This is a genomic window from Myceligenerans cantabricum (assembly GCF_054777735.1).
Genome location: NZ_BAAHAJ010000001.1, coordinates 157,008 through 181,115 on the forward strand (window position 1 = coordinate 157,008; position 24,108 = coordinate 181,115).

At 73.3% G+C, this 24,108-nt stretch carries 20 protein-coding genes and 1 riboswitch; of the genes, 13 read left to right on the forward strand and 7 right to left on the reverse strand.

The annotated features are described in order from the left end of the window. Positions 1–89: 89 nt before the first annotated feature. Positions 90–947 (reverse strand): C40 family peptidase, encoded by an 858-nt coding sequence (locus tag ACYU96_RS00745; RefSeq protein WP_460748121.1) that lies wholly within the window; start codon positions 945–947, stop codon positions 90–92. Further along, positions 948–1,109, reverse strand: a riboswitch (cyclic di-AMP (ydaO/yuaA leader). A gap of 159 nt (positions 1,110–1,268) precedes the next feature. Here ACYU96_RS00745 and ACYU96_RS00750 point away from each other — a divergent pair. After that, positions 1,269–1,793, forward strand: coding sequence for a mycothiol transferase (locus ACYU96_RS00750; protein ID WP_460748122.1), 525 nt, complete (start codon positions 1,269–1,271; stop codon positions 1,791–1,793). A 100-nt stretch (positions 1,794–1,893) separates the two neighbouring features. On the opposite strand, the gene ACYU96_RS00755 is transcribed toward ACYU96_RS00750, so the two are convergent. Together ACYU96_RS00755 and cydD are read right to left on the reverse strand one after the other, a co-directional pair. Continuing rightward, positions 1,894–3,525, reverse strand: a complete 1,632-nt coding sequence (locus ACYU96_RS00755) for an amino acid ABC transporter ATP-binding/permease protein (protein ID WP_460748124.1) — start codon at positions 3,523–3,525, stop codon at positions 1,894–1,896. Beyond that, a complete protein-coding gene (gene cydD, locus ACYU96_RS00760; RefSeq protein ID WP_460748126.1) occupies positions 3,522–5,423 on the reverse strand; it encodes a thiol reductant ABC exporter subunit CydD in 1,902 nt (633 codons plus the stop codon). The genes ACYU96_RS00755 and cydD overlap by 4 nt, the downstream gene beginning before the upstream one ends. A 436-nt stretch (positions 5,424–5,859) precedes the next feature. Between cydD and ACYU96_RS00765 the strand changes: the two genes are divergently transcribed. Genes ACYU96_RS00765 through ACYU96_RS00775 form a run of 3 tightly spaced genes read left to right on the forward strand, consistent with a single transcriptional unit; the run spans position 5,860 to position 8,319 of the window. Beyond that, the gene (locus tag ACYU96_RS00765; RefSeq protein WP_460748128.1) at positions 5,860–6,726 is read left to right on the forward strand and encodes a hypothetical protein; all 867 of its coding nucleotides are present in this window, start codon (positions 5,860–5,862) and stop codon (positions 6,724–6,726) included. Between the two features lie 4 nt (positions 6,727–6,730). Beyond that, entirely contained in the window at positions 6,731–7,441 is a 711-nt protein-coding gene (locus tag ACYU96_RS00770; protein WP_460748130.1) for a hypothetical protein, read from the forward strand. Further along, on the forward strand, positions 7,438–8,319 hold the full coding sequence (locus ACYU96_RS00775; protein ID WP_460748132.1) for a hypothetical protein: 882 nt from the start codon (positions 7,438–7,440) through the stop codon (positions 8,317–8,319). Before ACYU96_RS00770 ends, ACYU96_RS00775 begins: the two co-directional genes overlap by 4 nt. Before the next feature lie 90 nt (positions 8,320–8,409). Here the strand turns inward: ACYU96_RS00775 and cydB are convergent, their stop codons facing one another. Beyond that, on the reverse strand, positions 8,410–9,459 hold the full coding sequence (cydB, locus tag ACYU96_RS00780) for a cytochrome d ubiquinol oxidase subunit II (RefSeq protein ID WP_460748133.1): 1,050 nt from the start codon (positions 9,457–9,459) through the stop codon (positions 8,410–8,412). 88 nt (positions 9,460–9,547) lie between these two features. Beyond that, complete coding sequence (locus ACYU96_RS00785) at positions 9,548–11,047, reverse strand: cytochrome ubiquinol oxidase subunit I (RefSeq protein ID WP_460748135.1); 1,500 nt, start codon at positions 11,045–11,047, stop codon at positions 9,548–9,550. A 734-nt stretch (positions 11,048–11,781) separates the two neighbouring features. Here ACYU96_RS00785 and ACYU96_RS00790 point away from each other — a divergent pair. Beyond that, complete coding sequence (locus ACYU96_RS00790; RefSeq protein ID WP_460748430.1) at positions 11,782–15,060, forward strand: Rne/Rng family ribonuclease; 3,279 nt, start codon at positions 11,782–11,784, stop codon at positions 15,058–15,060. Between the two features lie 194 nt (positions 15,061–15,254). After that, the gene (locus ACYU96_RS00795) at positions 15,255–15,785 is read left to right on the forward strand and encodes a DinB family protein (RefSeq protein ID WP_460748138.1); all 531 of its coding nucleotides are present in this window, start codon (positions 15,255–15,257) and stop codon (positions 15,783–15,785) included. Between the two features lie 106 nt (positions 15,786–15,891). Here ACYU96_RS00795 and ACYU96_RS00800 read toward each other — a convergent pair whose 3' ends face one another. After that, a complete protein-coding gene (locus tag ACYU96_RS00800; protein WP_460748139.1) occupies positions 15,892–16,968 on the reverse strand; it encodes a fatty acid desaturase family protein in 1,077 nt (358 codons plus the stop codon). Positions 16,969–17,120: 152 nt separating this feature from the next. Beyond that, positions 17,121–17,693, reverse strand: coding sequence for a protein-L-isoaspartate O-methyltransferase family protein (locus ACYU96_RS00805; RefSeq protein ID WP_460748141.1), 573 nt, complete (start codon positions 17,691–17,693; stop codon positions 17,121–17,123). 300 nt (positions 17,694–17,993) lie between these two features. On the opposite strand from ACYU96_RS00805, the gene rplU reads away from it, so the two are divergent. From rplU to nadD, 7 genes are all read left to right on the forward strand, one after another. Beyond that, positions 17,994–18,302 carry a 50S ribosomal protein L21 gene (rplU, locus tag ACYU96_RS00810; protein WP_460748433.1) on the forward strand — a complete coding sequence of 103 codons (309 nt, stop codon included), beginning with the start codon at positions 17,994–17,996 and terminating at the stop codon, positions 18,300–18,302. A gap of 64 nt (positions 18,303–18,366) precedes the next feature. Continuing rightward, positions 18,367–18,627 carry a 50S ribosomal protein L27 gene (gene rpmA, locus ACYU96_RS00815; protein WP_460748143.1) on the forward strand — a complete coding sequence of 87 codons (261 nt, stop codon included), beginning with the start codon at positions 18,367–18,369 and terminating at the stop codon, positions 18,625–18,627. A gap of 210 nt (positions 18,628–18,837) precedes the next feature. Then, positions 18,838–20,355 (forward strand): GTPase ObgE, encoded by a 1,518-nt coding sequence (gene obgE, locus ACYU96_RS00820; protein ID WP_460748145.1) that lies wholly within the window; start codon positions 18,838–18,840, stop codon positions 20,353–20,355. Positions 20,356–20,426: 71 nt separating this feature from the next. Beyond that, positions 20,427–21,587 (forward strand): glutamate 5-kinase, encoded by a 1,161-nt coding sequence (gene proB, locus ACYU96_RS00825; RefSeq protein ID WP_460748147.1) that lies wholly within the window; start codon positions 20,427–20,429, stop codon positions 21,585–21,587. 88 nt (positions 21,588–21,675) lie between these two features. Then, complete coding sequence (locus ACYU96_RS00830) at positions 21,676–23,013, forward strand: glutamate-5-semialdehyde dehydrogenase (protein ID WP_460748148.1); 1,338 nt, start codon at positions 21,676–21,678, stop codon at positions 23,011–23,013. A 106-nt stretch (positions 23,014–23,119) separates the two neighbouring features. Next, the gene (locus ACYU96_RS00835; RefSeq protein ID WP_460748150.1) at positions 23,120–23,311 is read left to right on the forward strand and encodes a hypothetical protein; all 192 of its coding nucleotides are present in this window, start codon (positions 23,120–23,122) and stop codon (positions 23,309–23,311) included. An 18-nt stretch (positions 23,312–23,329) separates the two neighbouring features. Next, on the forward strand, positions 23,330–23,935 hold the full coding sequence (gene nadD / locus ACYU96_RS00840) for a nicotinate-nucleotide adenylyltransferase (protein WP_460748151.1): 606 nt from the start codon (positions 23,330–23,332) through the stop codon (positions 23,933–23,935). Positions 23,936–24,108: the final 173 nt, after the last annotated feature.

Here is a 24,108-nt window from a genome sequence, read left to right on the forward strand (position 1 = left end):
CCCGGACGCAAGTCACCGGGTGCACGGTACGGCTGACCTGGTGGCCGCCCTACCGCGCACCCGGCGAGCCGCCCGGTGCGAGACCGTGCTCAGGCGACCCGGACGAACGTCGGGTTCGACTGCCACATGGTCGTGTAGCGCAGCGGGGTGCCCGGCTGCACGGCCTCGACGATCATGCCGTCGCCGGCGTAGAGGGAGACGTGGCCCTCGGTCCACACGATGTCGCCGGGCTGGGGGTCGGTGACGACGGTACCGGCGTAGCGCAGGTCGCTCGACGTGCGGGGGAGGCTGACGCCCAGCTGGCCGTACACGTAGCTGACGAGGCCGGAGCAGTCCAGGCCCTCGCCGGGGGTGGAGCCGCCGAGCACGTACGGCGTGCCGACGAGCTCCATCGCGAGGTTCACGGCCTGCTGGCCCGTGGTGCTGCCGGTGCTGGTCGAGGTGGACACCGCTTCGACCTCAGCGGCGGCGGCCTCTGCCTCGGCGGCCGCCTGGGCTTCTGCCTCCGCCTCGGCCTGACGCTGGGCCTCGAGCTCCGCCTGGCGCTGGGCCTCGAGCTCGGCCTGGCGCTTCTCCTCGGCGAGGCGCTCGGCCTCGGCCTTGCCCTCCGCGGTCTCGGCGTACGGGGTGACCTTGATGGTGCTGGTCTCGACGGGGGTCTCGGCGTCCTTGGCGACCTTGACGATGTCGACGAGCTCGTCGGCGAGCGCGTTCGGGACCTTGGCGTCGGCCTTGCCGTAGTCGACGGTCTGCTTGGTGCTGTCGGCGGGCGCGGAGTGGGCGCTCGAGGAGAACACCGAGGCGAGCATGCCGCCGGTGACGGCAGCGATGGCGCCGGTCCTGGCGGCGGCCTCGCTCACGCCGGTCAGGGGGGTGACGGCGGGGCGGTCGGCGCGGTGCCGGCCTCGGCCGGACTGGCGGTTGGTCTCAGACGTGATCGTAGACACGGCTATCTCCTCCTACGCCTGCGAGGTGAGCTGTCGGGTTCGGATGGGAGATGAGATCACCCGGCCTCCGAAGAGGCTTCACCCCAAGGGCCGTCGGCCCGTCCTGCCTGGTTCCCCCGTCCCCGCCATATCTTCGCTGGTCGGATCCGGTGGCGGGGCTCGGCGGCCGGGTCCGGGCCGCGATCTGGGTATCGCGGCCGTGGATGACAGTACAGACGATCTCGTCGGATGTCACGAATTGGTCACGCGAATGTTTTCGTCTGCATTTCGGGCGTGTCGGAAAGGGGGTGTCATCGCTGGTCGTGAGCCTATGGTGGGGGTATGCCGCTCTCCGACGTCGAGCCCCGTGTGGATTCCCCGGACACCGTCGTCCAGCTCATGGAATATCTCGACTACTACCGCGGGACCGTCGAGCGCAAGCTCCGAGGCCTGCGGCCCGAGCGGCTGCACGAGCGACCTCTTTCGTCCGGATGGTCCCCGCTGGAGCTGCTGGTCCATCTGGTGCACATGGAGCGGCGCTGGTTCGTGTGGGGGTTCTTGGCGGATCAGGTGATCGAACCGTGGGGAGACAACGCCGACGGGGACCCGTGCGGCCGCTGGACGGTCCCGGACGGCACGGGTCTCGACGACTGGCTGCCCCGCCTGCACGCCGGCGGTGTCCGCACCCGGGAGATCCTGACCGGCCGCGACCTGGCGGAGCGCGGCGCGGTCGGGGGGCGGTTCGGCCCGGACGAGACGCCGCCCACGCTGCTGTGGATCGGCTTCCACGTCCTCCAGGAGTACGCGCGCCACGCCGGCCACCTGGACGCCGCCCGCGAGCTGATCGACGGCGCTACGGGCGAGTGACCGGTCTTGGCGGCGGGAACCGGCGCGGTCGGTCCTTTCGTGAGTGATCGGCTGTTCGACGTGCCGATCGTTCAAGAAAGGACCGACCGCGCGGGTCCCGTCAGCGGCGGGGGGAGAGGTCGATCCGGTCGTCCGCCAGGGCGGCCGGGACCGGGCGGTGCGTCGCGAGGACGACGGCGGTCCCGGTGGCGCGGGCATGCTGCGCGAGGAGGCGCAGGACGCCGTCGGCGGCCTCCGCGTCGAGGTGCTCGGCCGGCTCGTCGACGAGCAGCACGTCCACCGGCGCCAGCAGCGCCCGGGCGAGCAGGAGCCGGCGCCGCTCGCCGCCCGACACGTTCGCCGCGTCGGTCCCGAGCATCGTGCCCAGCCCGTCCGGCAGCCCGTCGAGCCAGGGCCCGAGCCCCACGGCGCCGAGCGCGGCGCGCGCGTCCGCCTCGCCGACGTCACCGCGCGCCACCCGGAGGTTCTCCAGCACGGTGGTCCCGAACACGTGACCGTCCTCGGCGACAAAAAGTGTGCCAAGCGCTGGCGCCTCGTCCGCGGTGCCACGTCTCACGTCCACGTGTCCTGGCCCGGTCTCGGGGAGGAGGCCCGCCGCGCGCATGAGGAGCGTCGTCTTCCCCGAGCCCGACGGCCCGGTGACCACGGTCACCGTTCCCGGCCGCAGGTCCAGTGCCACGCCCGGCAGGTCCGGGCGGTCCTCCCCGACGCGTTCGTCCGAGCCCGCGTCCAGCAGCCCGAGCAGCCGGCGGGCCGCCTCGCGCGACCGGTGCCACTGCACGGCCGCCGCCGGAAGCCCCGCGGTCGCCTCGAACACGGCGAGCGGCGTGAGCACCACGACGCTCAGCTCCTCCGGCGTCAGCCGGCCCGCCACCAGCGCGGGGATACCGAGCGCCAGGGCCGCGAGCACGGCCAGCCCCTGCGCCAGCGCGCCGAGACCGGCCGACAGTCCGGAGACCCGCGCACCGGCGTCGTGCACGGCGTCGAGTGCGCGGTCGGCGGCGCGCAGGTCGTCGGTCCGTGCCCGGAACCGCCCCGCCACGCGGAGCTGTGGCCCGTCCTCCAGCAGCTCCAGCGCCAGCCCGCTCACCCGTCCGCGCGCCGCCGCGCCGTCGGCCTCGACGCGTGCGGCCGCCCGTGCGGCCAGCCACGGCACGACGACCCCCGCCAGCAGCAGGCACACCGCCAGCGCGAGGCCCGCCTCCGGCAGGAACGCGCCGACCAGGATCACCGAGCCGAGCCCGGTCACGACGGCGACCCCCGCCGGGACCACGGCGCGCACGACCACGTCGCCCACGGCGTCGACGTCCGCGCCCAGCCGGGCGAGCAGGTCGCCCCTGCGCACCGACGGCGTCCCCGGCGCGGCGGCGAGGCCGGCGTAGACGCGGGCCCGGAGCGCCGCCATCCCGCGCAGGGCGACGTCGTGCGAGGCGAGCCGCTCCAGGTAGCGCAGCACCCCGCGGCCGATCCCGAACGCGCGCACCGCCACCACCGCGACCGACAGCGTGAGCACCGGCGGCATCTGCGACGCCCGGGCGATCAGCCACGCCGCGACGGCCGCCAGCCCGATCGCGCACACCAGCGTCAGCGTGCCGAACGCGACGGCGGCCACGACACGACCAGGCCGGACCTCCAGCAGCGGCAGGATCCGCCGCAACGGGTCCCGCGGCTTCCGGTGCACGTCTCCGGGCGGCTGCGGCCGGGGAAAGCGGGTCGGCAGCGTGGCGCTCATCGGGCGGCTCCGTGGTCCGAGTCGGAGGTGGTCGTGGCCTGGGGGCCGACGCCGGACAGCGGGCGGGCCGCGACGTCGACGACCTCGTCGGCGATCGCCAGCAGCGACTCGCGGTGCGCGACGACGAGCACCGTGCGGCCCTCGCGGCGCCAGGCGCGCACGGTGTCGAGGACCTGACCCTCGGACCGGGCGTCCAGGTGGGCGGTCGGCTCGTCCAGGATGACGAGGGGACGGGCGGCGCCGTCGTCCAGCAGGGCGGCGGTGAGCGCGACGCGCTGGCGCTGCCCCACGCTCAGGCCCGCGCCGCCGAGCCCGAGGCGGGTGTCCCACCCGTCCGGCAGCCCGCGGACGACCTCGTCGAGCCCGGTCTTCCGGGCCGCGCCGGCGACCCGGACCGTGCGCTGCGGGGGAGCGGACGCACCGCCCGCCGGCCGCTCGACGCCCGGCTCGGCGTGCAGGATGTCGCGGATCGTGCCCGGCGGGACCGCGGGGCGCTGCGGCACCCAGGTGACGTGCCGCCACCAGGTCTCGAGGCCGAGCTCGCGGAGCGGCACGGTCGTCGCTCCTGGTCCCGGCGTCTCCACGAGCACCCGGCCGGAGTCCGGCTCGACGAGCCCGAGCACCACCAGCACCGTTGTCGACTTCCCGGACCCGCTCGGCCCGCGCAGGGCGACGATCCGCCCGCCGCCGGGTCTCCCTGTCCCGAGCGGGATCCGTGCCGAGAGCCGGGCGGGCGCGAGCACGTCCCGGTCGCCGGCCCGCACGGACACGCCGTCGAGCACGAGGCATCCGCCGCCGAGAGCGGTCTCGCGCTCCGGCGGTGCGGCCGAACGGCCCCCGGCCCCCTCCCGGGCCGCGGGGCCCAGCAGCTCGAAGGCCCGACTCGCCGCCGCCACGCCGTCCACGGACGCGTGGAACTCCGCGCCCACCCGGCGCAGCGGCAGGTACACCTCCGGGGCCAGCACCAGCACCGCGATCGCAGGCTGCAGGTCCATCTGGCCCTCGACGAGGCGCAGGCCCACGCCCACGGCCACGATCGCGACCGACAGCGTCGTCAGCAGCTCCAGCACCATGGAGGACAGGAACGCGACCCGCAGGGTCTGCATCGTTGCGCGCCGGGAGGCGTCGCCGAGCGCCCGTACCCGGTCCGCCGGACCGGCCGCGCGGCCGAACGCACGCAGGGTCGGCAGGCCGGCCACGAGGTCGAGCACCTGGTCGCCGAGGCGTGCGACCGTCGCCAGCCGGCGCTCCGAGGAGCCCGCCGTCAGGCGGCCCACGAGCACCATGAAGATCGGCACGAGCGGCAGGGTCACGGCCACGACGAGCGCCGAGACCCAGTCCAGCCACAGCACCACGACCACCAGCGCGGGCGTGAGCAGCGCGGTCAGGACGAGCTGCGGGATGTAACGCACCAGGTAGGGCTGGAGATCGTCGAGGCCGCGCGTGACGAGCGTCGCGACGCCGGTGCCGTCCTCCGCCCTCGTCCCCGCGGTGCGCGCGGCCGAGGCGGCGTCTCCCGCCGGGGCGTCCGGCGCCGGTGCCGCGCCGCGCTGGCCCTCCCGACCCCGCGACCGTCCCCGCGGTGGCCTCGTGGCGATGGCTTCGACGACCTGTTCGCGCAGGTCGGCGATGGTGCGGGAAGCCGCTCGCAGCGCGTACCGCTCCTGCGCCCAGGCGACGACGGCGCGCCCGGCGACGACGACGGCGAGCCCGGCGAGCAGCGGGCCCGCGCCCGCGGGCGTCGTGCCGGGCTCCTGGATCGCCGGGGTCAGCAGGGCTGCGACCAGCAGCGCCAGTGCCACGACGAGCCCGGCGGACGCGACGCCCAGCCCGACGGTGAGGAGGAGATAGGAACGGGCCGGCCGGACGTGTCGCAGCCGTGGGTCAAGGGGGCGCACGGGACCATCTTTGCGCGTCAGGCGCCCGAACCGGGCATCGGGTCTCACATGTCACGCACCGCTGTCTCGTTCTTCCGGACCGGGACGTGCCGCCTTCCGGCCGGCGAGGTGGCGCGCGCGGTCGCCGGTGCGTCGGGCGGCGAGCGCGCCGACTGGTGCCCTCGACGTTTCCAGGCTGTGATGGACGACGTCCCGGACGTGTCCGTCGCGTTTCGGGAAGGTCGGACGACAGCGTTCGTCTTGTCGGACTCACCCACACCATGCACACTTTCATTTCAAAGCCGATACCGATCCACCCCCCGAGGCCCCAGGTCCTGGACCAGAAACGTCGACGACGGAGTGAGAGATGACGGCGCTCAGCAAAGTAGTGGCACCCCTCCGGACCGACCCGGCCGGAGGTGCTGACCGACCACCGATCCGGAGACGGTCGGCGGCGGTGGTCGCCGGTCTCCTGACGGTGCTGCTGCTCGCCGCGCTCGTCGGGATGATGCTGGCGGGCCGGGCAGGCGCCGGCGCGGCGCAGCCCGGCGCGGCGGGCGCAGCCGGGCAGGACGCGCACCGGGCACGGCCCGCCGGGGCGGGGAACGCCGGGCAGGACGCCGCGTCCGCCGAGGCGCAGGCCGAGGCCGAGAGGGCGGCCGCACTGGACCAGTCCTTCGTGACCGCCGCCGACACCGGCACCCGGAGCGTGACGGTCGACTCGTCCGAGGACCCGGAGGCCGTCTACGCCTGGATGGACGAGACGAGCGAGACCCTCGACGGCTGGACCATCGAGGTCGAGGGCCTGAAGACGCCCGGCCGCGAGGAGCGGCGCGCGGTCGACGCGGCGGCCTCCGAGGCCGAGGGTGACCGGCCGGTCCGGGCGCAGGCATGCCCCGACCTGCCCACCGGGCCCCGGACTCGTGGCGGCTCCACCGTGCCGTACCTCGGCTGCGATCCCGTCACCGGCGAGGAGCCGGGCGCGCAACCCGTGCGCGGCGGCCCGGCCCGCTCGCTCGCCGCCGCCGTGGACGCGACGCTCACCGAGCTGGTCCCCGGCACGGGGCTCGGCGCGAGCAGGGCCAAGGTCACCCGCGGCCAGGCGGTCGTCGATCTTCCCGCGGGCTTCCCCGAGGCTGCGGAGGCGGCCTCCGTCCCGGCCTACGAGATCGACCGCGCCCTGATCTTCACCGCCTACAGCAACGGCGCCCTCGACTCGGTCCGCTTCCGGGTGGCAGGCGACTGCCGCTCCTACGCGACCGCCGTCGACGGCGACATGTGCGCCACCGTGTCCCTGCCCGTCCAGCTCGGCGACGAGGAGTGAGCTGATGACCGTCAACCTGCTGAAGCACCTGCGCCGGGCCGGAGCGGCCCTGGTGGCCGTCGCGCTCACCGGGACCACGGTGGTGGCGCTCGCACAGCCGGCGTCCGCGGACGTCAACTACAACCCGGGCAGCTGGAACGGGAAGCGCATCTACCTGTCCCAGGCCTGCCACGACGGGAACGACGGCGTGCCCGGCGGCTCCTGCATCACGAACCACGGCTGCGCGGGCTACTCGGAGAACAGCCAGTCGTACCAGACGGCGCTGCACGCGATCAACGGCGCCAAGTCCGGCCGCCTCAACCTGCTCGAGCGCGGCTACCGCGTGCGCCGGGGGAACGGCACGCTCAACCAGAACGTGAACAGCTCCAACAACTACGGCTCGAACCTGCACGTCCCGATCCACTCCAACGCCCGCAGCGAGTCGTGCGGGAACACCACCAACGGCAACCACGGGACGCTGATGATGTACGTCTCCACCGGGGGCAGCAACTGCTCGGAGAAGTTCGTCCGGTGGTTCGGGGCGGGCAGCCCGGGCACCAACGACGTGCGGTCCTACCGCTCCAACCTCGGGGAGCTGAACAACACCACCGCGGTCGCCTGCTACCTGGAGATGGAGTTCCACACCTGGAAGAAGGGCCGGAACTGGCTGGTCGGCGAGCAGAACTACTCGTGGCGCGTCGGCCGGTCGATCGACGAGTACCTGGGCTACCCGTGACCGGGGGCCGGCTCGGGGCCCCGCTGCTCGCCGGGCTGCTCCTCCTGACGCTCGCCGGGTGCGACGGGGCGGACGGCTCCGAGGGGCCGCCCGGGCCGTCGTCGCCCGGCACCGTGAGCCCCGGTCCGACGTCGCCGGACACCGGCGGGCCGTCGTCGCCCGGCGCCACGGAGACCACCCTCACGGTGGTGTCGAAGGGCGGGAGCCTCCGCGTGGACGTCGAGGGCCTGCCCGGTGGCGAGATGGTCGAGGTGCTCCCGTGCGCGGCCGACCTCGTGAAGATCGACGGCGGCCCGGCCGACGCGATGTGCTCGTTCAACTCGGACAAGGGCATCGCCGAGGAGACGTCCGCGGACGGCAGCCTCAGCACCACGGTCGAGCCGGAGAGGTTCCTCAAGATCAACGGTCACGAGGTGCTGTGCGACTCCGGGTGCGTGCTCGGCGTCGTCACGGACGGCCGGACGGTGGCGGCCGTTGCCCCGTTCCGGCTGCCCGACGGCGTCGGCATGCCCGCCGCGCCGGAGCTCGCCATCGAGTCGTGGACGTACGACGTCCAGGAGAACACCGGCAACGCCGTCGTGGTCGGCACCGGATTCCAGCCCGGGGCCGACGTCGACCTGTCGCAGTGCCCGGTCGCGACGGACGGGGCAGGGGTCGACGGCGCCGACTGCCTCTACGAGTACGGCACGGCGGCGGTCGCCGACGCCGACGGTGCGTTCCGGGTCGACGTCGCGGCGTTCCCGCTGTTCCAGCGGACCGACGGCGAGCGGGCCGACGAGTACGTCGACTGCGTCGAACGGCCGCAGATCTGCGCGATCGGCGCACCGTGGGTGGTCGGCGAACGGATCGCGGTGGTCACCTTCGACACCGCGCCGTAGCACGCCGGCCCCTCGCCGCCGGGTGCGCGCCGTCGGTGGGGCTCGACCGTCCGGACCCCGCCGACGGCGTGGGCGTGGACCCGACGGGGGTCAGAAGGCCGCGTCCTTGATGCGCTGCCAGGTCAGGCCTGCCGGGGCGGGGATGTCTCGTACCGAGAGGCGGCGTCGGAACACCCAGTACGTCCAGGCCTGGTAGGCGAGCACGAGCGGGGTGAGGATCACCGCCACGACGGTCATCACCCCGAGGGTGTACGGGGTCGACGACGCCTCCGCGATGGTCAGCGACTCTCCGCCGTCGAGCCCGGGCATCACGTCCGGGTACATCGACCCGAAGATCAGCACCACCGCCGCGACCAGCGCCACGGCGGACAGCGTGAACGCCCGGCCCTCGCGTGCGCGCCGCGTCGCCAGGACGACGCCGGCCAGTGCGGCGGCCGCGACGATCACGGCCGCCCACGTCCACGTGGCCGAGTAGGCCACCTGCGCCCAGACCGCCCAGCCGCCCGCGACCACGACGGCCGCGTAGGAGAGGACGGAGGCCAGGCGGCAGGCGCGCTCGCGGAGGTCACCGCTCGTCTTGAGCGCGACGAAGACAGCGCCGTGCAGCAGGAACAGCACGAGGGTGACGAGCCCGCCGAGCAGGGCGAACGGGTTGAGCAGCGCCCAGAAGCCGCCTACGTACTGGTGCGCGGCGTCCAGCTCGACGCCGCGCACGAGGTTGGCGAACGCCACGCCCCAGAGCACCGCGGGCGCCCACGACCCGGCCTGGATGGCCAGGTCGCAGCGGCGCTGCCAGGTCTTGTCGGAGATCTTGCCGCGGTACTCGAACGCGACACCGCGCACGATGAGGGCCACGAGGATGATCAGCAACGGCACGTAGAAGCCGGAGAACAGGGTGGCGTACCACTCGGGGAAGGCGGCGAACGTCGCGCCGCCCGCGGTGATCAGCCACACCTCGTTCCCGTCCCACACGGGCCCGATCGTGTTGATCAGGACACGGCGTTCCTTGTCGCGGTTCTCCGCCCCGCCGCGCGGCAGGATCGAGAGCAGCATGCCGACGCCGAAGTCGAAGCCCTCCAGCACGAGGTAGCCGGTCCACAGGACGGCGATGAGCACGAACCAGAAGAGTGCGAGATCCATCTGTCGGTTCCTTTCAAGGATGTGGTCGCCGGCCCGGGCCGCAGGGGTGGCCGGCGCCTGCGGGCCGAGCCCGCCGGCTCCGGAAGGCTCAGTACGCGAAGGAGAGGGGGCGGTCGGCGTCGTCGTCGGTCTGCGCCTCGGGCGACTCGTCGCGGACGGTGGCGGGGACGCCCTCGATGGCGTAGCGGTGCATCAGCCGGCCCCAGACGACGGCGAGCACGCCGTACAGGACGGTGAACACGATCATCGAGGTGAGCACCGTCCCGGGGCTCACGACGGTCGACACGCCGCGCTCGGTGAGCAGGCGGACCTGGTCGATGCCGGTCGGGTTCGGGGCCACGACCCACGGCTGGCGGCCGGTCTCGGTGAAGATCCAGCCGAAGGAGGAGGCGAGGAACGGGGTGGGGATCGCCCAGATCCCGACGCGGGCGAACCATCTGTTCCCGGTGACGCGCCCGCCGCGGGTGAACCACAGCGCGAGCAGCGCGAGGGCGGCCGAGCCGGCGGCGAAGCCGATCATGAGCCGGAACGACCAGTAGGTCAGGGCGAGGTTCGGGGTGTAGGAGACGGGGTCGCCGGCGGCGTCGGTCTCGCCGTAGCGCTCCTCGTACTCGGCCTGGACGTCGTACACGCCGGGGAGGTAGCTGTCCGCGCCGCTGAAGCTCCCGGTACCCAGGTAGCTGGACAGGCCCGGTACCTCGAGGATGTGCCGGACGCCCTCGCAGGAGTTGGACAGGTCGCCGATGGTGAGGATGGAGAAGTTCGCGCCCTCCGAGCCCTCGCACAGCGCCTCGGCGGACGCCATCTTGCCGGGCTGTTGCTCGAACATGAGCTTGCCCTGGAAGTCGCCCGAGAGGCCGACGCCGATCCCGGCGACCAGCATCGTCACCGTGCCCAGGACGACGGCCGGGCGGTACACTTCGCGGGCGAGCGCCACCTCGCTCTCGTCGCCGGTGCGCACGAGGCGCACCATCCACCAGGCGGCGATGCCCGCGACGAACGTGCCGGCGGTGAGGAACGCGGCGGCCACCGTGTGCGGGAACGCGGCCCAGAGGGTGTTGTTCGCGAGGATCGGCCAGATGGACTCCATCTCCGCGCGCCCCGTCTCGGGGTTGAAGCGCGTGCCCACGGGGTGCTGCATCCAGGAGTTGGCGGCGAGGATGAAGAACGCGGACAGGTTCACCGCGATGGCCACGGCCCAGATGCAGGCCAGGTGCACCTTCTTGCTCAGACGGTCCCAGCCGAAGATCCACAGTCCCAGGAACGTGGACTCGACGAAGAACGCGGCGAGGGCCTCCATGGCGAGCGGGGCGCCGAACACGTCGCCGACGAACCGGGAGTACTCGCTCCAGTTCATGCCGAACTGGAACTCCTGCACGATGCCGGTGACCACACCCAGCGCGAAGTTGATGAGGAAGAGCTTCCCGAAGAACTTCGTGAGCCGCAGCCAGCGTTCGTCGCCGGTCCGCACCCAGGCGGTCTGCATGATCGCGACGAGCGGGGCGAGGCCGATCGTCAGCGGGACGAAGATGAAGTGGTAGACGGTGGTGATGGCGAACTGCCAGCGCGCCAGGTCGAGTGCGTCCACGGGGGCTCCTGCGGGTCGGTGTCGTCGAGCGGCCGGGTGGCCGCTGCGGCAGGGCGGGTCCTGGTTCGACGCTAGGCGTGCGGTCCGTGCGGTGCGCGGCGTCCGGGCAGATTCCCGCTTGTTCTTTTCTTCACAAGCACTCTATGCCCGGTCAGGAGTGGTTTCGACGCCGCCGGGCGTGACATCGGCCACTCGCGACCCCGTCGTTCGCCCGGGCGGGTCGCCCCGGTCCTGACCGCTGGCTTGTGCGATACTGAACTCGCCCTTGCCGGACCCACATCCTGGCCGGGGCTGCAGAGCCCGCAGTACCGTGTCCGCCGCGGTGCCGCGACGGCGGGGATCGTGCAAGAGATCCGCAGTCGCAGGCGTCCGCGAAGACACGGCAGGTGGGGCCGCAACCGAGACTTCTGTCCGGCACGGCGCTTCGAGGCGACGTGTTCCCGGACGACCGACCGCCTGGCGGTCCGCCGGTGTGGGGCGGGCCCCAGCACAGGAGCACCCACGTGACGACTCCCCCTACCGCTGGTCCCGACGCCGGGTCACAGAACGATCACGAGGACGACGTCTCGTCCTCCGAGGGCACCGCGAGCAAGCCGGTGCGGCGCCGCGCCACGCGTACCACCTCGGCACCCGCCAAGACGGCTGCCCCCATCGTCATCAAGGCCGGCGACACGGCGCAGTCGTCGTCGGCCCCGGCGCCGGTGGTGAACGTCACCGCCGGCACCGGCTCCGCGATGCGGCCGCGCCGCCGTGCGTCCCGCGGTTCCGCGGCGCCCGTCGTGTCCCCGGAGGAGGCGGCTGTCGTCACCCCGGAGGCGGAGATCGCGCCGGTGACCGACACGGCACCGCCTGCCGGCACAGCACCGCCGGCCGAGACCCCGCCGCCTGCCGAGACCGCCCCGGCGGCGGGCGGGACCGCGGACACCGAGACCCCGGCGGCCGAGACCCCGGGGACGGCAGACGCCGGGCCGGGGCGCCGTTCGCGCCGTGCGACCAAGCCCGCCGGTGCCGCCGAGAAGACCGAGCCCGCCCAGCAGCCGGAGCCCGCCGCCACGGCCGAGCCGGTCGCGCGTGTCGAGGAGAAGCCGGAGCGCGCGCGTCGTACCCGGTCGCGAAAGCCCGCGACGACCGAGTCCGCGACGACCGAGGCAGCCAGGACGGAGCCTGCGACGTCCGGGGCCTCCTCCGACTCCGACGCCGGGTCTGTTCCCGAGCCCGCGGGGCGGAAGCCCACGACCCGGGCGAAGGCTGCGCGCCGGACCGGTGCGGCAGCGCCGTCGTCGGACACGGGGAAGCGCCCGGGCGGGACCGGAGCCGCGGAGACGCGGGACGAGCGGCCCCGCACGGCACCGCGGCTGGCGACCACCGCCCTGCTGTTCCAGGCACCCGACATGGCCACCGTGCAGCGGCCGCGGCCCGAGCCCGAGCCCGAGCTCACGATGGCGGGCGCGGGCCTCGCGGCGCCGGACACCCAGGAGGCCCCGGAGGCTCCTGCGGCCGGGACCGTCGAGACCGCGGGTGAGGCCGGTGGCCGGACCGCCTCGCGCAGGTCCGGAGGACCGGGCCGGAAGCCTGCCACGGCGACCCGTCGTGCGGACGCGCCGGCGCAGGCCCAGGACGCGGCCGAGAAGCAGAGTGCCGCCGCGACCGAGGGCACCGGCAGCGCTCCGCAGTTCCAGGCCGCCGAGCTGAGCGACGACGACGCGGCCGCCGTGGACGAGGTCGGTGTCATCGAGGAGGAGCTGACCGCCGAGGGCGTCGAGCTCGCCGAGCTCGCGCCGCAGGACTTCGAGGACGACGACGAGTCGGACGAGGAGGACGACGAGGGCCGGCAGAACCGCCGCCGTCGGCGCCGGGGCGGCCGCGGCCGCCGGGGCGGCCGCTCGCGCGACTCGCGCCAGGACGACGAGCACGACGACGAGAAGGCGCAGGACGAGCCGGCCGACGACGCGTCCGCGCAGGACGAGCCCGGGGACTCCGAGGACGACGACGGGGACGCGGGCAGCCGTCGCCGTCGCCGCCGTCGCCGGGGCAGCCGCGCGGAGCGTGCGGAGGCCGCACGCGGACGGGGACCGTCTGACGAGGTCACGGCGCTGAAGGGGTCGACGCGCCTGGAGGCCAAGCGGCAGCGCCGCCGGGAGGGGCGCGACGCCGGACGGCGGCGCCAGATCGTCTCCGAGGCCGAGTTCCTGGCACGCCGTGAGTCGGTGACGCGGTCGATGGTGGTGCGCGAGCAGGACGGGCGCACGCAGATCGCGGTGCTGGAGGACGGCGTCCTCGTGGAGCACTACGTCTCGCAGCAGTCGCAGGTCTCCATGGCCGGCAACGTCTACCTGGGCCGCGTGCAGAACGTGCTGCCGTCCATGGAGGCGGCGTTCGTCGACATCGGCAAGGGCCGCAACGCCGTGCTGTACGCGGGCGAGGTGAACTGGGACGCCTCGGGGATCGCGGACGGCCAGCCGCGCCGCATCGAGGAGGCGCTCAAGTCCGGCGACACGGTGCTGGTGCAGGTCACCAAGGACCCGATCGGGCACAAGGGTGCTCGCCTGACGTCGCAGGTCACGCTCGCCGGGCGGTACCTCGTGTTCGTCCCGGGCGGCGGCATGACCGGCATCAGCCGCAAGCTGCCGGACACCGAGCGCAACCGGCTCAAGAAGATCCTGCGCGAGGTCGTCCCGGACGGCGCCGGCGTGATCGTGCGGACCGCCGCCGAGGGGGCGAGCGAGGACGAGCTGCGGGCCGACGTCGAGCGCCTGCAGGCGCAGTGGGACGCGATCACGAAGAAGGCTGAGAAGTCCAAGAAGTCCGCGCCGGTGCTGCTCCAGGGTGAGCCCGACCTCGCGATCCGCGTGGTGCGCGACATCTTCAACGACGACTTCTCCTCGCTCGTGGTGGAAGGCAGCCGGGCGTGGGACGAGATCTCGACCTACGTGGACGAGCTCGCCCCGGACCTGCGCGAGCGGGTGACGAAGTGGACGCAGCCCGGCGACGTCTTCGCCGCGCACCGTGTCGACGAGCAGCTCTCCAAGGGCATGGACCGCAAGGTGTGGCTGCCGTCCGGCGGCTCGCTGGTGATCGACCGTACCGAGGCGATGACCGTCGTCGACGTCAACACCGGCAAGTTCACGGGCGCGGGCGGCACGCTCGAGGAGACCGTCACGCGGAACAACCTCGAGGCGGCCGAGGAGATCGTGCGGCAGCTGCGCCTGCGCGACATCGGCGGCATCATCGTCATCGACTTCATCGACATGGTGCTCGAGTCGAACCGTGACCTGGTGCTGCGCCGCCTGGTCGAGTGCCTGGGCCGCGACCGGACCAAGCACCAGGTGGCCGAGGTGACCTCGTTGGGCCTGGTCCAGATGACGCGCAAGCGCGTCGGGCAGGGGCTCGTCGAGGCGTTCAGCGAGACGTGCGAGCACTGCCACGGGCGCGGTTTCGTGGTGCACGACCACCCGATCGAGCGCGGCCCGTCCGGCGGCGAGCAGTCCGACGGCGGTTCCGGGAGCGGGCGCAAGCGCCGCAAGCGGGGCGGCAAGTCGGGCGGCGGTGCCGAGACCCCGTCCCCGGCGAAGAGCTCGGGTCCGGCCGCGCAGGGCGCGACGGTGCTCCCCGAGGAGAGCTCCGAGGAGCGCGAGGACGTCAAGGCCAGGCTGGCGACCATCGCGGCCGCGGCGCAGCACGCGCACGAGGACGAGGACACGAAGGGCGAGGCGGATGTCGCCCCGGACGTCGGCCCGGCCGGGGACGCCGGCGCGGACGACGCACCGGAGGCGGAGGCCAGGCCGGAGCCGAAGGTCGAGCTCAGCCTGCCCGAGCCGAAGAGCGTCGCCGGCGAGCGGACCCAGGCGACGCCGTCCGCGTCGCTCGACGCGATCGTGCTGCCGGACCGGTCGGCCGAGTCCGCCGGGTCCGCCGAGGATCGCGGTACCGACGCCACCACGGACGAGGTCGGGCAGGACGACGACGAGCGGGCGCCCGAACCGCCCAAAGGAGCTGGCGACCAGGTCGCCTGAGAACCAGCGCAAGAAGGGATTCTGGGCCCGCGTGCTCGGCCTGTGATCTCCGGGAGGGGCCGCCGTCCACCAGGGACGGCGGCCCCTCTGTCGTTCTCGGGCGTCCTCGACGCCGGACACCTCTCGATGTCAGACAGTCGCGGCAGACTGGCGCGTGCGAAGGGCACACCCGATCGATCGAGGCGGAGCGACGTATGACCACCACCGGCACTAGCACCCTGTCCCGTGAGCGCACCGACCTGCTGGAGGTCCTGGGCAACCACCGGGGGTTCCTGCGGTACACCGCACAGGGGCTCAGTGACGACCAGGCCCGGGAGACACCGACGGCGAGCACGCTGTGCATCGGCGGCCTGATCAAGCACGTGACCCAGGTCGAGAAGGGCTGGGCGGACTTCATCCGCACCGGTGAGGCCGCTGCCGTCGGCCCGGAAGTCATGACCGAGGACTTCTTCGCCCAGCGGGAGCGGGAGTTCCGGCTGCTCCAGCACGAGACCCTCGCGGAGGTGCTGGCGGCCTACGAGGAGACGGCCGCGGCGACCGACGAGCTGGTCCGGACCGTCGACCTGGACGCGGACCACCTGCTCCCGGAGGCGCCGTGGTTCGAGCCGGGCGCCACCTGGTCCCACCGGCGGGCGCTGATGCACATCGCCACGGAGACGGCACAGCACGCCGGGCACGCAGACATCGTCCGCGAGACGCTCGACGGCCAGAAGACGATGGGCTGAGGTGCCCGACGACGGTGCCGGGCCCGCCTCGACCCGCGCCGTCGCCGGCTCCGGTCGCCGGTCGGTGCCGCGGCACGAGCGGCGCCGGCGGGGGACGGGCGGTGCGCTACATCTTGCGGAGCTGGTGGAACATCGGGCAGTCGAACGGGTCGCGTGCGTGCAGGCCGACGCGGTTCAGGTAGTCGATGATGATCGCGTACGACTGCAGCAGGCTGGTCTCCGTGTACGGGATGTCGAGCGTGCCGCAGTGCTCCCGCACGATCTCGCGCGCCCGCGCCAGGTGCGGGCGCGGCATGCTCGGGAACAGGTGGTGCTCGATCTGGAAGTTCAGGCCGCCCATCAGGATCGTCATCCACCAGCCACCACGGATGTTGCGCGAGGTCAGGACCTGCTTCGACAGGAAGTCGAGCCGGCTGTTCTCGGGGATGAGCGGCATGCCCTTGTGGTTCGGCGCGAACGAGGCGCCCATGTACACGCCGAAAACGGCGAGCTGCACCCCGAGGAAGGCGAACGCGAGGCCGACCGGCAGCGCCCAGAACAGGACACCCACGTACAGGGTCAGGCGCACGACGATGGTCACGAGCTCTCGGGCCCGCGCGCCGCGGGACCGGGCGAGCCCCGCGCCGCTCGTGCCGGGAGCCTTCAGCAGCGACCGGATCGCCGTCACGTGCAGGTTCAGGCCCTCCAGCGTGAGCAGCGGGAAGAACAGCCAGCCCTGGTAGCGGTTGATCAGCGCGTTCAGCCCGCGATTCTGCCGGACGCCCTCCTCGGTGAAGGCGATGACGTCGTTCGCGATGTCCGGGTCCTTGCCCCGCTGGTTCGGGTTCGCGTGGTGCCGGGTGTGCTTCACCATCCACCACGAGTAACTGATGCCGACCACGGCGTTCGCGAGGGTGCGGCCGAGGCGGTCGTTGGCGCGGCCGGAGCTCAGCACCTGCCGGTGCGAGGCCTCGTGCGCCACGAACGCGAACTGCGTGAGCACCAGACCGAGAGCGCCCGCCATGAGGAGCTGGAACCAGGAGTCGCCCAGCAGGACGAATCCGGTGACGATGCCGCCCAGGGCGGCCGTCAGTGCTCCCAGGGTCCACAGGTAGTAGGCGTGCGTGCGGTGCAGCAGGCCCGTCTCCCGAACGGTCCGCGCGAGCGCGGAGTAGGTGGACGTGACGGGGGCAGCGACGGACATGCGCACCTCGCGGGCTAGGTTCGACTTCCCAGCCGACGATGGGGGGCAGACGCCCGAAGACTTCGGATACGGCGAGACTACGGCACCGCTGGCAACATCTTGACGAGGAGGATGTGTCAGCGCGGAAAAGACTTGACCTCCTTGAGGTGGGTTCAGTCCTCCACCAGGGGCACGAAGCGGTACCCGCCGTGCTCGGTCACGCGGAGGCTGCCGGCGGTCCGCTGCTCCACGAGCAGCATCCGGCCGCGCACCGGGATCACCATGAGCCCGCCGGCGGAGAGCTGGTGCACCAGCTCGTCGGGCAGCCGGGCTGCGGCGGCCGACACGAGGATCCGGTCCCAGCCGCCCGCCCGCGGCGAGCCGAGCGTGCCGGGTTCCGCGGCCTCCACCCGCGCCCACCCCATCCCGGTCGCCGCGACGTTCGCCGCACCCCACTCGGCCAGCGCGGGATGCCGTTCGACACCGAGCACCTCGCCGTGCGGCCCCGAGAGGTGGGCGAGGAGAGCGGTGGTCCAGCCGGACCCGGAGCCGACGTCGAGCACGCGCGCGCCGCGCGGGACACGCAGGAGGCGCAGCATGTCGGCGACCGTCCGGGGCTGCGAGGACGTCTGGCCGTGGCCGATGGGCAGCGGGTGGTCGGCGCTCGCGAACGTGCGCTGGTTGCTCGGGAGGAATCCGGTGCGCGGCACGGCGTGGATGGCGCGCGCGACGGCGTCATGGGCCATACCCCTCAGGGTAGGCGGCACATCGTGCGCGCGGGCCACTTTCCCCGGCCTGTCCTGCGCAGGCCGTCGCGGGCCGTCCTCGCTGGCTCCGTCGTCCGCGCTCGCCGTCGTCGGCCATCTCACAGGCGGCGCGGTTTGAACGGCGCGAGAGCATCCCGTAATCTTGGACGTCGGTGCGTGCTCTGCGCACCTGTCCCGCGTGCCCATGGCGCACCGCACTCGACCGCCGCGGCGGTGAGAGTTACAGCAAAGCCGGTGATCGACGTCGTGCGCACGCCAAGACGAGGAGAAGAGTTCAACGTGGTTTACGCGATCGTCAAGGCCGGTGGCCGGCAGGAGAAGGTTTCCGTCGGTTCCATCGTGGTGATGGACCGTGTCCCGGGTGCACCGGGCGAGACGGTGGAGCTGCCCGCCCTGCTGCTGGTCGACGGGGAGAAGGTGACCACCGACCGGGCCAAGCTGGCCGAGGTCAAGGTCACCGCGGAGGTCGTGCGGGACGAGAAGGGCCCGAAGATCACGATCCTCAAGTACAAGAACAAGACCGGTTACCGGAAGCGCCAGGGTCACCGCCAGCCGCTGACCCGCCTCAAGGTCACCGACATCAAGTGAGCTTCCGCCGGGCTCGGACCCGGCGGCTGTACTTTCCGCAACTCCCCGAAAGAGGTCAGCAGAGATGGCACACAAGAAGGGCGCGAGCTCCTCGCGCAACGGGCGTGACTCCAACGCGCAGCGTCTCGGCGTGAAGCGCTTCGGCGGCCAGGTCGTGAACGCGGGCGAGATCATCGTGCGCCAGCGCGGCACCCACTTCCACCCCGGCGAGAACGTCGGCCGTGGCAAGGACGACACGCTGTTCGCGCTCGCCGCCGGCGCCGTGCAGTTCGGCAGCCGCCGCGGCCGCAAGGTCATCGACATCGTCGAGCCCGCCGAGGCCTGACCCCGGCTCCCGCGAGAGGGGCGTGCCCGGCAGGGCACGCCCCTCTCGCCGTACCTACGCACCGCGGCCGGGCGCCCGCCCGCCGCGGCGGTGCGTCCCGCCGGGTCGGCACCGCCGCGGCGCGTCGAGCGCGTCGAGGCGGCGCCGCACCTTCCGGATGTCCCGCCTCGACGGGACGCCGGGCCCATGAAGTCTTGAGAGGATCGGTCCATGGCCAGCTTTGTCGATCGCGTCGTCCTGCACGCCGCAGGCGGTGACGGCGGGCACGGCGTCGCGTCGATCCGCCGCGAGAAGTTCAAGCCCCTCGCCGGGCCCGACGGGGGCAACGGCGGCGACGGCGGTTCCGTGAAGCTGGTCGTCGACGGGCAGACCCCCACGCTGCTCGAGTACCACCACTCGCCGCACCGCCGCGGCACCAACGGCTCCCAGGGCATGGGCGACGACCGCGACGGCGCCAACGGCGGCGACCTGATCCTGGGCGTCCCCGACGGGACGGTCGTCAAGGACCGCGCGGGCACCGTGCTGGCGGACATGGTCGGGACCGGTGCCGAGTACGTCGTCGCACAGGGTGGCCGGGGCGGTCTGGGCAACCGGGCGCTGGCGTCGCCCAAGCGCAAGGCGCCGGGGTTCGCGCTGCTCGGGGAGCCGGGCGACGAGGCGGAGGTCGTCCTCGAGCTGAAGACCATCGCCGACGTCGCCCTGGTGGGCTACCCGAGCGCCGGCAAGTCCTCCCTGATCGCCGCGATCTCGGCGGCGCGGCCCAAGATCGCCGACTACCCGTTCACCACCCTCGTGCCGAACCTCGGCGTCGTGCAGGCGGGGGAGTCCCGCTACACGGTCGCGGACGTTCCCGGCCTGATCCCCGGGGCCAGCGAGGGCAAGGGCCTGGGCCTGGAGTTCCTGCGGCACATCGAGCGCACGGCCGTGATCGTGCACGTGCTGGACTGCGCGACCCTGGAGACGCAGCGTGACCCGGTCAGCGATCTCGACGCCCTGGAGGCCGAGCTCGCCGCGTACGCGGGCGACCTCGGGATCGAGGGCGGCCGGCTGCCGCTCACCGAGCGTCCCCGGCTCGTGGTGCTGAACAAGATCGACGTGCCCGACGCGCGGGACCTCGCCGAGATGGTCCGGCCCGACCTGGAGGCCCGTGGCCTGCGGGTCTTCGAGATCTCGACCGCGTCCCACGAGGGGCTGCGCCCGCTGACGTTCGCACTCGCCCAGATCGTCGAGGAGGCGCGCGCCGCGGCACCCCAGCCGGAGCCGGAGCGCATCGTGCTGCGCCCCCGGCCGGTCGATGCCGCGGGCTTCACCGTGACCCGCAAGGGCGGCGAGCGCGACTACTGGTTCGAGGTGCGCGGCTCGAAGCCGGAGCGCTGGGTCAAGCAGACGGACTTCAACAACGACGAGGCGGTCGGTTTCCTCGCGGACCGGCTGGAGCGCCTCGGCGTCGAGGACCGGCTGTTCAAGAGCGGTGCGGTGGCGGGCGACGAGGTGCGGATCGGCGATCCCACCAACGCCGTCGTCTTCGACTGGGAACCGACGCTCCAGACGGGCGCCGAGCTGCTCGGTGCGCGCGGTACCGACCTGCGGCTGGACGAGTCCGCGCGCCCGACCCGCGCGGAGAAGCGCCGCGACTTCACCGAGCGCATGGACGCGAAGGCGGAGGCTCGCCGCGAGCTGTGGACGGAACGCGAGTCGGGCATCTGGACGGACCCGGACGAGGACTGAGTCGCCCTGCCGGGATCCCGCCTGGCGAAATCAGCGCGCGTCGGGGCGGGGCCGCCGGGGATGATGGGGGCGTGGCTCCCGTCTCCTCCCGTGCCGCGCTGCCCGCCGCGCGCCGTCTCGTCGTCAAGATCGGTTCGTCCTCGCTGACGGGTCCGGACGGGCACCTCGACGTGGCGGCGCTCCGTGCGCTGGTCGACGTCCTCGCGGCGCACGTGTCCGGCGTGGCGGCGGGCTCGGGGCGACGGGCGGGCCAGGTCGTCCTCGTCACGTCCGGCGCGGTCGCCGCCGGGCTCGGCCCGCTGGGCCTGTCCGCCCGCCCGCGCGACCTCGCCACGATGCAGGCCGCGGCCTCGGTGGGGCAGGGGCAGCTCGTCGCCCGGTACACCGAGGCGTTCGCCGGTCACGGCCTGCCGGTCGGGCAGGTGCTGCTCACGGCCGAGGACACGGTGCGCCGCTCGCGCTACGCCAACGCGCAGCGCTCGATGGAGAAGCTGCTCGCGCTCGGCGTCGTCCCGATCATCAACGAGAACGACGCCGTGACCACCGCCGAGCTGAAGTTCGGCGACAACGACCGGCTCGCCGCCCTCGCCGCGCACCTCGTGCGGGCGGACGCGCTCGTGCTGCTGACCGACGTCGACGGGCTGTACGACGGTCCGCCGACGCGCCCCGGCACCCGCCGTATCCCGCACGTCACGGACCTGTCCGAGGTCGCCGGCGTCGAGGTGACGACCCGGGGGAGCGCCGTCGGCACGGGCGGGATGGTCACGAAGCTCCAGTCGGTCCGCATCGCCACCGGCGACGGGATCCCCGTCGTCCTCACCCGGGCCGCCGAGGCCGCGGCCGCGCTGGCCGGTGCGGACACCGGCACCTTCTTCGCGGCCACGGGCCGTCGGACGACGGCGCGCCGGCTGTGGATCGCGCACGCCGCCGGCACGGAGGGCCGCATCCACCTGGACGACGGCGCGGTGCGCGCGGTCCGCGGCGGCCGCGCCTCCCTGCTGCCCGCCGGGGTCACGAAGGCCGAGGGCGCGTTCGACGCGGGCGACCCCGTCGAGCTCGTGGGGCCCGACGGCGCCGTCGTCGCACGCGGACTCGTCGCGTTCGGCTCCGCCGACCTCCCCGCCCTGCTCGGCCGCACGACGCACGCCCTGCGCGAGGAGCTCGGCGAGGGCTACGACCGCGAGGTGGTGCATCGTGACGACCTGGTGCTGGAGGACAGCGGGGCGACGTGACGAGCCCGCCGGGCCGCCGGACGTCCGGCGGTGCTCAGGGTGTGGATCACCCCTGACGGGTGTCCGTGACGGGTCGTAGGCTCAGGGTATGACGAGCCTCGCACCTGACACCCAGTCCGCTTCCGGCGCGGCCGTGGTCGAGCCGGCGCCGTCGTCGGACGACGACGTCGCGGTCGCGGTCCGGGAGATCGCGCGGCGGGCGAAGGTGGCCTCGCGGGCGCTGGCCACGGCGAACCGTGCCACCAAGGACGCGGCGCTGGGCGCGATCGCGGACGACCTCGTCGCGGAGGCCGGCCGGATCGTGGCGGCGAACGCGCAGGACATGGAGCGGGGCAGGGGGAACGGCATGTCGCCGGGCCTGCTCGACCGGCTGGTGCTGAGCCCGGAGAAGATCGGTGCGGTCGCCGACGCCGTCCGTGAGGTGGCAGGCCTGCCGGACCCGGTCGGGGAGGTCGTGCGCGGCCAGACCCTGCCGAACGGGCTGCGGCTGCGGCAGCTCCGGGTGCCGATGGGCGTCGTGGGGATGATCTACGAGGCTCGCCCGAACGTGACGGTCGATGCGGCGGTGCTCGCCCTCAAGTCCGGCAACGCGGCGGTGCTGCGCGGCGGGTCGGCAGCGGCGTCGTCGAACCGGGTGGTCGTGGACGTGCTGCGTGCCGCCCTGGAGCGTTCGGGCCTCCCGGCGGACCTCGTGCAGACCATCGACGCGCACGGCCGGGACGGCGCCCGCGCGCTGATGCGCGCCCGTGGCCTGGTCGACGTCCTGATCCCGCGCGGCGGTGCCGACCTGATCCGGACCGTGGTCGCGGAGTCGTCCGTGCCCGTGATCGAGACCGGCGTGGGGAACGTGCACGTGTACGTCGACGCCACGGCGGACGTCCGGATGGCCGTGGACATCACGATGAACGCCAAGACGCAGCGGGTCGGGGTGTGCAACGCGGCGGAGACGCTGCTGGTGCACGCCGACGCGGCCCCCGCGTTCCTGCCGGCGGCCCTGGCCGCGCTGGCCGACGCCGGCGTCGTGCTGCACGGCGACCCGCGCGCGATGGAGCATGCGCCGGAGGGCGCCACGGCGGTCCCCGCGACGGACGAGGACTGGGCGACGGAGTACCTGGCCCTGGAGCTGGGCGTGCGGGTGGTGGACTCCCTGGACGAGGCGATCGAGCACATCCGCACCTGGTCCTCCGGGCACACCGAGGCGATCGTGACCCGTGACCTGGCCGCCTCCGAGCGGTTCGTCGCCGAGGTCGACTCCGCCGCGGTCATGGTCAACGCCTCGACACGCTTCACCGACGGCGGCGAGCTGGGCCTCGGCGCCGAGATCGGGATCTCCACCCAGAAGCTCCACGCCCGGGGGCCCATGGGGCTCACCGAGCTCACCACCACCAAGTGGATCGTCCAGGGAGACGGGCACGTCAAGCCGTGATTCTCCGCAGGATCTTCCCCGGCCATCACACCCCTCGGGTGCGGGGCCGCGAGCCCGGCGTGAGAGACTAGGGCGCACCTGAGCACGAACCACCAGGAGGATATCCGTGCTGCACACCGCGGTTCAGATCGCCGAGACCACCACCGAGCACGCCAGCGAGCTGCCCATGCCCGCGATCGCGTTCGGCCTGATCGCCTTCGGCACGCTCATCGCCGGCCTGCTGTTCACCTTCGCCTTCCGCAACGTGAACAACCGGCACGCCGAGGTGTACGTCTCCCACGACGACGCCGGTCACTGAGACCGCGGATCGTCGTCAGTGTCTGCTCAGCGGCCTCGTCTCGGCGTGATGGGTGGGACGTTCGATCCCGTCCACCACGGCCACCTCGTGGCGGCGAGCGAGGCCGCCGCACGGCTCGGCCTCGACGAGGTCGTCTTCGTCCCCACCGGCCGGCCGTCGCTCAAGGGCCACCAGCAGGTCACCGAGGCCGAGCACCGTTATCTCATGACGGTGATCGCCACGGCGTCCAACCCGCGGTTCACGGTGAGCCGGGTCGATGTCGACCGTCCAGGCCTCACCTACACGGTGGACACCCTGCGGGACCTGCGGCTCGAGCGGCCGGACACCGACCTTTTCTTCATCACCGGCGCAGACGCCATCCAGCAGATCCTGACATGGAAGGATGCCGAGAAGCTGTGGGACATGGCACACTTCGTCGCGGTCACGCGTCCGGGACACCATCTGACGGTGGAGGGCCTGCCCACGGACGGGGTGACGAGGTTGGAAGTACCAGCGCTCGCTATCTCGTCGTCCGACTGCCGTCGGCGTGCGGGTGCCGGGTTGCCGGTCTGGTACCTGGTGCCGGACGGCGTGGTCCAGTACATCGCGAAGCACGGACTGTATCGAGGTCTTCAGGATGAGTGACAACAATGGTCGGCCTCTGACGCGGCGCGAGATCCGCGAACGTGAGGCGGCGGCACGGGCGGCCGCGGAGGGTGGCGCCCAGGCCCCGGGCGGCCAGCCGCAAGGCGGCGGCGCGGCCCCCGCGTCGCAACCCGGTGGTTTCCCACCGTCCCAGCCCCCGGTCGCACGGCCGC